Below are 9,242 nucleotides of genomic sequence, written 5' to 3' on the forward strand. Positions count from 1 at the left end.
CCGGGCCGAGGGTGCGGCGGGGCGCGCGGGGGGGGGGGCGGGCGGGCGGGGGGCGCGGGGGGGGGGGGGGGCGGGGGGCCCCCCCCCCCCCCCCCCCACGGAGGGTTCGGCGTCCTACAGGTACTGCCCCGTGTTGGCGACGGTGTCGATGGAGCGGCCGGACTCGGCGCCCTGCTTGCCGGTGACCAGGGTGCGGATGAAGACGATCCGCTCGCCCTTCTTGCCCGAGATCCGGGCCCAGTCGTCCGGGTTGGTGGTGTTGGGCAGGTCCTCGTTCTCCTTGAACTCGTCCACGCAGGCGGCGAGCAGGTGGGAGACGCGCAGGCCGCGCTGGCCGTGGTCGAGGAAGTCCTTGATGGCCATCTTCTTGGCGCGGTCGACGATGTTCTGGATCATGGCGCCGGAGTTGAAGTCCTTGAAGTACAGGACCTCCTTGTCACCGTTGGCGTAGGTGACCTCCAGGAAGCGGTTGTCCTCGGTCTCCGAGTACATCCGCTCGACCACGGACTGGATCATGGCGGCGACGGTGGCCGGCAGGGAGCCGTCGTGCTCCTTGACGTCGTCCGGGTGGAAGGGCAGCGACTCCTTGAGGTACTTGGAGAAGATGTCCTTGGCCGCCTCGGCGTCCGGCCGCTCGATCTTGATCTTGACGTCCAGGCGGCCGGGCCGCAGGATCGCCGGGTCGATCATGTCCTCGCGGTTGGAGGCGCCGATGACGATGACGTTCTCCAGGCCCTCCACGCCGTCGATCTCCGCCAGCAGCTGGGGGACGATGGTGTTCTCCACGTCCGAGCTGACGCCGGAGCCGCGGGTGCGGAAGAGGGACTCCATCTCGTCGAAGAAGACGATGACGGGCGTGCCCTCGCTCGCCTTCTCCCGGGCCCGCTGGAAGACCAGGCGGATCTGCCGCTCGGTCTCGCCCACGTACTTGTTGAGCAGCTCCGGGCCCTTGATGTTGAGGAAGTAGCTCTTGCCCTGGGGGCGGCCGGTGACCTCGGCGACCTTCTTGGCCAGCGAGTTCGCGACCGCCTTGGCGATGAGCGTCTTGCCGCAGCCGGGCGGACCGTACAGCAGGACGCCCTTCGGCGGGCGGAGCTCGTACTCCTTGAAGAGGTCGGCGTGGAGGTAGGGCAGCTCGACCGCGTCGCGGATCTGCTCGATCTGGGTGCCCAGACCGCCGATCTGCCGGTAGTCGATGTCCGGGACCTCCTCGAGGACCAGCTCCTCGACCTCGGACTTCGGGACCACCTCGTAGACGTAGCCGGAACGGGGCTCCAGCAGGAGCGCGTCACCCGAGCGCAGCGTGAGCTCACGGAGCGGCTCGGCGAGTCGGACCACTCGCTCCTCGTCCGTGTGGCCGATCACCAGGGCGCGCTCGCCGTCCTCGAGGACCTCCTTGAGGGTGACGATGTCGCCGATGCTCTCGAAGGCCATCGCGTCCACGATGTTGAGCGCCTCGTTGAGCATGACCTCCTGGCCGCGGCGCAGCTCCTCGAGGTCGACGCCGGGGCTGACGTTCACCCGCAGCTTGCGGCCGCCGGTGAAGATGTCGGCCGTGCCGTCCTCGTTGGCCGAGAGGAAGGTGCCGAAGCCGGCCGGAGGCTGGGCGAGGCGGTCCACCTCTTCCTTGAGGGCCACGATCTGGTCGCGGGCCTCGCGGAGGGTGCCGGCCAGCCGCTCGTTCTGGGCGGTCACGCCGGCCAGGTTGGTCTGGAGCTCGATGATGCGCTCTTCGAGGATTCTCGAGTTGCGCGGCGTCTCGGCGAGCTTGCGGCGCAGCACGGCGATCTCCTGCTCGAGGTACGAGACCTGCGCGGCCTCGTCGGAACCACGAGCGGGCCGGCCGGCGCTGCGGTTGTAGTCGTCATCGTGGGCTGCCACGGTCCTCACCTCCTCCTGGGGGAGCTGGACGACCCAAACCTACCTGGAGCCAGGGGTCTGTAAACCCCTAGATCAGAAAGATGGATCGGGCGTGTCCGATCTTCGCCCTTGCGTTGCTTCCCCTCTGGTAGTGGATGTGCCCACCGCTCAACGGTTCAAAGCAGGGCGGGGGTAAGGTCGACTCAGGATCGAGGACGGAAATGCCACGCAAAGCGGGGCGTTCTGGAACAGAAACGGCAGGGGACATGTCCGTGACCGGCGAAGAGCTCGAGGTCTGGATCGACCAGGATCTGTGCACCGGCGACGGCATCTGCGCGCAGTACGCGCCGGAGGTCTTCGAGCTGGACATCGACGGCCTGGCGTACGTGAAGGGCGAGGACGACGAGCTGCGCCAGGCGCCGGGCGAGACCGTGCCGGTGCCGTTGACGCTGCTTCAGGACGTCGTGGACTCGGCCAAGGACTGCCCCGGCGACTGCATCCACGTCCGCCGCGTCCGCGACAAGACCGAGGTGTACGGCCCCGACGCCGAGTGAGGGCGGCCCGGCTGAGCCGGGATCAGACCCGGGCGGCGGGCGCCGCACCCTCGGCCCGCACCCAGGCGGCGCCGTGCCGGCTCCAGTTGAGCTCCAGCGTGCGGTCCGGGCAGCAGCGCGGCACGTCGTCCGAGGAGTAGCCCTTGGCCAGCGCGTGCACCGTGCCGTCGCTGCGGACGGCGAGCGAGGTCACGGTCAGCCGGTCCTTGTCGGCGTCGAGCAGGGTGGCGGCGACCTGCGGCCGGCCGTCGGCGCCGGCGGTCAGCACGAACACGCCGTCCGGCGGGGTACCGGTCTCGGCCGCGCAGTGCGCGGCGACCACGGTGGCCGGGGTGCCCGTGCCGAGGTCGGCGGTCACCCGCAGCGCCACGGACACCGGGAACGGTCCGCAGTCAAGAGGACGTTCGGCCTTCCCCGGATCGGGGGCGGCGGCGGCCGGCGGGACCGCCTTGGCGGTGGGCCGGGCCGCGGTGGGGGTGCCCTCGGCCGGGTCGGCGGCGACCGCACCGGCCACCACCGCGGCGCAGCCGGCCGCGACCAGGGCCCAGTGCCGGAGTCCGCTGCGGGCGTGTGCGGGGGCCTTGGGCCCGTCGTCCGCGCTCACCGCACCGGCGCGCACGGGGGTGTCGCTCGCAGCATCCACCAGGCAGTCCCCTCCACGGTTACGGGGCCGCCGCGCGGACGCGGCGGGCGTTGTGAGCGAGCATCGTCCCACAGGCCGGGCCGGGTGGGGCCACCGGGTCGGCGGGTGTTCCGGCCGGTAGCGCCGAGGGGCGGCGCACCGGGCCTCTCCCCGGTACGCCGCCCCTCGGCGGTCCTGCTGTCACGCGGGTCAGGGCAGCTCGACGCCGTCGGCGGCGGCCGCCTCGCGGGTGGCCCGGCGGGCCGCGGCCCGCTCGGCCAGCGAGGGCTCCGGGGTGCCGTTGTCGTAGTCCTCGCCGTAGGCGCCCTTGGCCGGGCGGCGGCGGCGCAGCGGCGGCTCGACGCCGTCGGCGAGGCGCCGGGCGGTGAGCAGGAAGCCGGTGTGGCCGATCATCCGGTGGTCCGGGCGGACGGCCAGGCCCTCCAGGTGCCAGGTGCGGACCATGGTCTCCCAGGCCTGCGGCTCGGTGAAGGTGCCGTGCTCGCGCAGCGCCTCGACGGTCTTCGACATCTGCGTGGTGGTGGCCACGTAGCAGCAGATGAGGCCGCCGGGGACGAGCGCCTTGGAGGCGACGTCCAGGCACTCCCAGGGGGCGAGCATGTCGAGGATGACGCGGTCGACGTCGGTCTCGACCAGGTTGTCCTGCAGGTCGCCGACGGTGAGCTTCCACGCCGGGTGGGGGCCGCCGAAGTACCGCTCGACGTTGCCCTTGGCGATCTCGGCGAAGTCCTCGCGGCGCTCGTACGAGGCGAGCATGCCGGTGTCGCCGACGGCGCGCAGCAGGTAGGTGGAGAGTGCGCCGGAGCCGACGCCGGCCTCGACCACGCGGGCGCCCGCGAAGATGTCCGCCATGGCCAGGATCTGGCCGGCGTCCTTCGGGTAGATCACGGCGGCGCCGCGGGGCATGGACAGGACGTAGTCGGGGAGCAGGGGGCGCAGCGCGAGGTACGGGACGTTGCCCGTGGTGCGTACGACCGTGCCCTCCGGGGCGCCGATCAGCTCGTCGTGCGGGAACGCACCCTTGTGGGTGTGGAACTGGTTCCCGGCCTGGAGCGTGAACGTGTAGTGGCGGCCCTTGGGGTCGGTCAGCTGGACCTGGTCCCCGACCTGGAAGGGCCCGCGTCGGCGGGTGGCACCGGTCGGTTCGGACATGCGGACAATCCTAAGGGAACGGCGGGGCTCCCCCGACCAGGTGATCCCCGCCGGCGCAGGCCGGCCCGGCTCAGCGCCGCGCCAGGGCCGCGTTGAGGCGGCGCTCCAGGTCGGAGACGGCGAGTACCCCGTACGCGGTGCCGTCCGGGCGGACCACCAGGTACTCGCTGGCCGGGTTGCGGCGCAGTGCGGCGAGCAGCTCCTCGCCGGTCAGCCCGACGTCCAGGCGCAGGCCCGGTTCGAGGTCGCGGGCCATCGCGCCGACCGCGACCCAGGGGCGGCGGTGCTCGGGGACGGCGGAGACGGCCGCCTCCTTGACCACGCCGATCGGGTCGCCGCGGCCGTCCACCACGACGATCGCGCCGGCCCGGGCCTCGCGGGCGCGGCGCAGGGCCTCACCGAGCGGGGTGTCGGAGGGGACGTCGATCGAGCGGCGGGCCAGCTCGCGCACGGTGATGCCGGGCAGGACCTCGCGGAGCCGGGCGTTGCGGACGCTGCCGGTCGCACCGTTCCAGATGATCACGGCGAGGACGGCGGCCAGCACGCCGTCGACCAGGCTGCCCCCGGTGGACTGCTCCGGGTCCTGGGATGCGCTGAACAGCGGCAGGCCGAAGAGCACCACCAGGGCGAGCAGCCGGCCGACCCAGGCGGCGGCGACCGTGCCGGCCATCGGGCGGCCGGTGACGCCCCAGACCAGGGCGCGCAGCATCCGGCCGCCGTCCAGCGGCAGCCCGGGCAGCAGGTTGAAGCCGGCGACCACCAGGTTGCTGACCATCAGCCCCGCGATCAGCACGCCCGGCACGGTGTCGGACTCGACCGCGTCCAGCGCCAGGTAGAAGAGGCCGCCGAGGACCAGCGAGAGCAGCGGGCCGACGAAGGCCAGCCAGAACTCGCGGGCCGGGGTGGGGGCCTCCTGCTCGATCTCCGACACCCCGCCGAAGAAGTGCAGCTGGATCCGGCGCACGGTCAGCTTGTACCGCAGGGCGACCCAGGTGTGGGCCAGTTCGTGCACCAGCACGGAGGCGTAGAAGGCGACGGCGAAGCAGAACGAGACCAGGTAGCGGGTGGCCCCGAGCTCGGGCAGCACGTCGGTGAGGCGGCCGCCGAACACCCAGGTGATCAGTGCGGCGATGACGAACCAGGACGGCGTGACGTAGATGGGGACGCCGAACGGGCGGCCCACCAGGATGCCGCCGCGCGGCTCCCCGCCCTCCGGCCGCCCCGCGGACGGCTGCTCGGAGGTGTGCTGCCCCCTGGTGTCGGTCACCGCTGTCCCTTCGCCTCTGATCCGCCCCGCCGTACGGCCCGGGCGGTGCGGCCCACGCTACGTGATCTCCGCGCGGATTCCGCGCGCGCCCCTGGTACGTGGTCCCGCACAGGGGTCATACCCGCGCGGCGGGTTTGTGAGCGGCCCGGCAGCGAGATGTGAGCGGCGGGCAATAGGGTCGAGGGCATGCACCAGAACGAGACCGTGCCGGCACCCCGGCCGGCCGCCGCGCCGACCGGCCTGTCGCCGTCCCGGGCGGGGGACTTCATGACCTGCCCGCTGCTGTACCGGCTGCGGGTGATCGACCGGCTGCCGGAGCCGCCGAGCCCGGCCGCCACCCGGGGCACCGTGGTGCACGCGGTGCTGGAGCGGCTCTTCGACCACCCGCCGACCGACCGGACGGCGCCGCTGGCCCGGTCGCTGCTGCGCCCGCAGTGGGAGCGGCTGCTCGGCGAGCGCCCGGAGCTCGCCGAGCTCTTCCCGGACGACCCGGACGGCTCCGCGCTGGCGGGCTGGCTGGGAGACGCGGAGAAGCTGGTGGACCGCTGGTTCCACCTGGAGGACCCGACCCGGCTGCACCCGGTGGAACGGGAGCTCTACGTGGAGACGGCCCTGGAGTCCGGCCTGCTGCTGCGCGGGTACATCGACCGGGTGGACGTCGCCCCGAGCGGCGAGGTCCGGCTGGTCGACTACAAGACCGGCCGCGCGCCCTCGCGGGACTTCGAGGGCAAGGCGATGTTCCAGATGAAGTTCTACGCCCTGGTGGTGTGGCGCTGGAAGGGCGTGATCCCCAAGCGCCTGCAGCTGGTCTACCTGGGCGGCGGCGGGGACGTGGTCACGTACGACCCGGACGAGGCGGACCTGCGGTCGGTGGAGCGCAAGCTCCAGGCGCTGTGGGAGACGATCTCGCGGGCGGTCGAGACCGGCGAGTTCCCGCCCACCCGCAGCCGGCTCTGCGACTGGTGCGACCACCGGAGCCGCTGCCCGGAGTTCGGCGGCACTCCCCCGCCGTACCCGCTGCCGCTGGCGAGAAGGCCCGAGGGCGATCCCACCGGGGATCCCATGCTGAGCAAGGAGCTGTAGGTGACGATCCGAGTGCTGCTGGTGGACGACCAGCCGCTGCTGCGCACCGGTTTCCGGATGATCCTGGAGGCCGAGTCCGACCTGGTGGTGGTCGGTGAGGCGGGCGACGGTCAGCAGGCGCTGGAGCAGGTCCGGGCCCTGCAGCCGGACGTGGTGCTGATGGACATCCGGATGCCCCGGATGGACGGCGTGGAGGCGACCCGGCGGATCGCCGGTCCGGGCCGGGACGGCCCCGCCAAGGTCCTCGTGCTGACCACCTTCGACCTCGACGAGTACGTGGTGGAGGCGCTGCGCGCGGGTGCCAGCGGCTTCCTGCTGAAGGACGTGCCGGCCGAGGAGCTGGTGCAGGCGATCCGGGTCGTGGCGGACGGCGCGGCGATGCTCGCGCCCTCGGTGACCCGACGGCTGCTGGACATGTACGCCACCAAGCTGCCGTCCGGCGACGAGACCCCGCCGCAGGCGCTGGGCGCGCTGACCGAGCGCGAGGTCGAGGTGCTGCGGCTGGTGGCCCGCGGGCTGTCGAACGCCGAGATCGCCGCCGAGCTGTTCGTCAGCGAGACGACGGTGAAGACCCACGTCGGCCACGTGCTGACCAAGCTGCAGCTGCGCGACCGGGTTCAGGCCGCCGTGTACGCGTACGAGTCCGGCCTGGTCCGTCCGGGCACGCTCTGAGGCACGGACGCCGACAGGCCCGCTGCGCTGCCGGGCGGCAGTGCGGCGGGCCCGTCGGCACGGGTCACTTCTTGGCGGTGCGGCCGATCTCCCAGAAGCGGAAGATGCCGGTGGTGTCGACGGTCGACTCCACGCCGGTGACGTCGTTGCGCGAGGCGTAGAACGACTTGCCCTGGAAGATCGGGATCACCGGGACGGCGTCCGCGACGATGTTCTGGATCTGCGCGTAGGCGCCGCCCGCCGAGCGGTCGGTCAGCTTGATGCTGTCCGGCACCAGCTTGCCGCTGATCCGCGGGTCGTCCCAGGCGTTGTGGAAGGCTCCGCCGTCGACCACGATCGGGCTGATGAAGTCGTCCGGGTCGGCGTAGTCGGGGGTCCAGCCGACCGTGTACGCCTGGTAGGAGCCGGCCTTCCAGCCCGCCTGGTACTTCTTCCAGTCCGGCTCCTGCTTGACCGTGACCTGGAAGAGGCCGCTGGCCTCCAGCTCCTTCTTGATCTCGTTCATCTCCGCCGCGCCGGCCCGGGCACGCGACCAGGTGAGGGTCATCTGGACGGGAGTCTGCACCTTGGCGTTGGAGAGGATCTTCTTCGCCTTGCCGGCGTCCGGGTCGCCGTACTTGTCGAAGAACGCGGTGTTGTGACCGGTGATGCCGGTCGGGACGAGCGAGTAGAGCGGCTGGACGGTGCCGGCGTACACCGAGCGGGCCAGCGTCTTGCGGTCGAGCAGCTGGGCGATCGCCTGGCGGACGGCCGGGTTTCCGGTGACCGCGTCCTTGGTGTTGAACACCAGGTAGCGGGTCTCGGCGCTCTCGCCCTCGGCGACCTTGAGGTCGCCCTTGCCGGCCAGCTCGTCGGCCTTGATCTGGGCGCCGGCGGCCGGCTCAAGGCTGTTGTCGGCGAGGTCGACCTGGCCCTGCTCCAGGGCGCCCTTCAGCTCGTCCGGGGTGTTGAAGTAGCGCAGCACGACCTTGTTGGTCTGCGGCTTGTTGTCGCCCTTGTACTCCGAGTTCGCGGAGAGGCTGATCTTGCCGGGGACGTGGTTGCCGCCGTCCATGTCGGCGATCTGGTCGATCTTGTACGGGCCGGAGCCGACCAGCTTGTCGTTGGCCAGCAGGCCGTCGGCCGGGAAGACCGTGTGGTCGACGATCGAGCCGGCCGCCGAGGCCAGCTTCGCCGGGAGCACCGCGTCGGGGGCGTTCAGGTGGAAGACCACCTGGGAGTCGCCCTTGGCCTCCACCGTCTTGATCGTGGACAGCAGCGAGGCCGGGCCGCTCGGGTCGTTGATCTTCAGCATGCGCTGGATCGAGAAGACCACGTCGGCGGCGGAGAGCGAGTTGCCGTTGGAGAACTTCAGGCCGCTGCGCAGGGTGCACGCGTACGTCTTGGCGTCGCCGCCGGTGAAGCCGCAGGACTGTGCCGCGTCCGGCTGCGGCACGGTGGCGCCGGGCGGGAAGCTCAGCAGCGACTGGAAGGTGTTGTTCAGCACCAGCCAGGATCCCGCGTCGTACGCTCCGGCCGGGTCGAGCACGCTGGTCACGTTGACCGTGCCCATGGTGAGCGCGGAGGGCGAGTCCCCGCCCGTGACGACCTTGGTCGCGGAGGCGCAGCCGGCGGCGGTGGTGGCCACCACGGCAGCGCAGCCGAGCGCGGCCAAACGGTTGGCAGAAGACATGCGGGATGGATTCCTTGTCCGTGCGGCCGGCTTGTGGGAGGCGCCGGTGGGGCCCGCCGCTCGGCGGCGCACGGGTAGTGCGCGTGGATGCGGTCGGTCCGTTCGACCCCCGATTCGGGGACTGACCGGGAGAAGCCTGCCATGGTTCGGACACCTGTCTCCGCAGGCCGGACGCCACCCTGCTACGGGCCGTCCGGCCCCTCGGGCCGCCACCCGCCGATCTGTCAGGCGATGTCCGGTTTGCCCGCCACATCCTGTGCGGACCGTTACGGCCGTAAAGCTGTCCGGAAACGCTCCGCATGCAAAGAGAGACCGATCTCACACCCGGGCGGCGACCAC

The 9,242-nt window shown here is 71.9% G+C and carries 8 protein-coding genes; 3 read left to right on the forward strand and 5 right to left on the reverse strand.

Translation table 11 applies throughout. The annotated features are described in order from the left end of the window. Nucleotides 1-114: 114 nt before the first annotated feature. Nucleotides 115-1,881, reverse strand: a complete 1,767-nt coding sequence (arc, locus tag ACFV0G_RS13455) for a proteasome ATPase (protein WP_380546069.1) — start codon at nt 1,879-1,881, stop codon at nt 115-117. A gap of 245 nt (nt 1,882-2,126) precedes the next feature. Here arc and ACFV0G_RS13460 point away from each other — a divergent pair, with 245 nt between their 5' ends. Then, complete coding sequence (locus ACFV0G_RS13460) at nt 2,127-2,414, forward strand: ferredoxin (protein WP_380546071.1); 288 nt, start codon at nt 2,127-2,129, stop codon at nt 2,412-2,414. 22 nt (nt 2,415-2,436) lie between these two features. Here the strand turns inward: ACFV0G_RS13460 and ACFV0G_RS13465 are convergent, their stop codons facing one another. From ACFV0G_RS13465 to ACFV0G_RS13475, 3 genes are all read right to left on the reverse strand, one after another. Beyond that, entirely contained in the window at nt 2,437-3,057 is a 621-nt protein-coding gene (locus tag ACFV0G_RS13465; RefSeq protein WP_380546073.1) for a hypothetical protein, read from the reverse strand. Between the two features lie 189 nt (nt 3,058-3,246). After that, nucleotides 3,247-4,209 (reverse strand): tRNA (adenine-N1)-methyltransferase, encoded by a 963-nt coding sequence (locus ACFV0G_RS13470; protein ID WP_380546075.1) that lies wholly within the window; start codon nt 4,207-4,209, stop codon nt 3,247-3,249. Nucleotides 4,210-4,279: 70 nt separating this feature from the next. After that, nucleotides 4,280-5,476 carry a site-2 protease family protein gene (locus ACFV0G_RS13475; protein WP_380546077.1) on the reverse strand — a complete coding sequence of 399 codons (1,197 nt, stop codon included), beginning with the start codon at nt 5,474-5,476 and terminating at the stop codon, nt 4,280-4,282. 186 nt (nt 5,477-5,662) lie between these two features. On the opposite strand from ACFV0G_RS13475, the gene ACFV0G_RS13480 reads away from it, so the two are divergent. Continuing rightward, complete coding sequence (locus ACFV0G_RS13480; RefSeq protein ID WP_380546079.1) at nt 5,663-6,559, forward strand: RecB family exonuclease; 897 nt, start codon at nt 5,663-5,665, stop codon at nt 6,557-6,559. Then, nucleotides 6,560-7,231 carry a response regulator gene (locus tag ACFV0G_RS13485; RefSeq protein WP_380546081.1) on the forward strand — a complete coding sequence of 224 codons (672 nt, stop codon included), beginning with the start codon at nt 6,560-6,562 and terminating at the stop codon, nt 7,229-7,231. A gap of 64 nt (nt 7,232-7,295) precedes the next feature. Here the strand turns inward: ACFV0G_RS13485 and ACFV0G_RS13490 are convergent, their stop codons facing one another. Then, nucleotides 7,296-8,903: an ABC transporter substrate-binding protein gene (locus ACFV0G_RS13490; protein WP_380546083.1), complete on the reverse strand. Its 1,608-nt coding sequence runs from the start codon at nt 8,901-8,903 to the stop codon at nt 7,296-7,298. Between the last annotated feature and the right edge of the window lie 339 nt (nt 8,904-9,242).

Source organism: Kitasatospora sp. NPDC059571, assembly GCF_042735675.1.
Lineage (GTDB): Bacteria > Actinomycetota > Actinomycetes > Streptomycetales > Streptomycetaceae > Kitasatospora.

Coding starts and splice junctions, on each gene's coding strand:
- ACFV0G_RS13460 (WP_380546071.1), top strand. CDS start 2,127: ATGTCCGTGACCGGCGAAGAGCTCGAGGTCTGGATCGACCAGGATCTG.
- ACFV0G_RS13470 (WP_380546075.1), bottom strand. CDS start 4,209: ATGTCCGAACCGACCGGTGCCACCCGCCGACGCGGGCCCTTCCAGGTC.
- ACFV0G_RS13480 (WP_380546079.1), top strand. CDS start 5,663: ATGCACCAGAACGAGACCGTGCCGGCACCCCGGCCGGCCGCCGCGCCG.
- ACFV0G_RS13490 (WP_380546083.1), bottom strand. CDS start 8,903: ATGTCTTCTGCCAACCGTTTGGCCGCGCTCGGCTGCGCTGCCGTGGTG.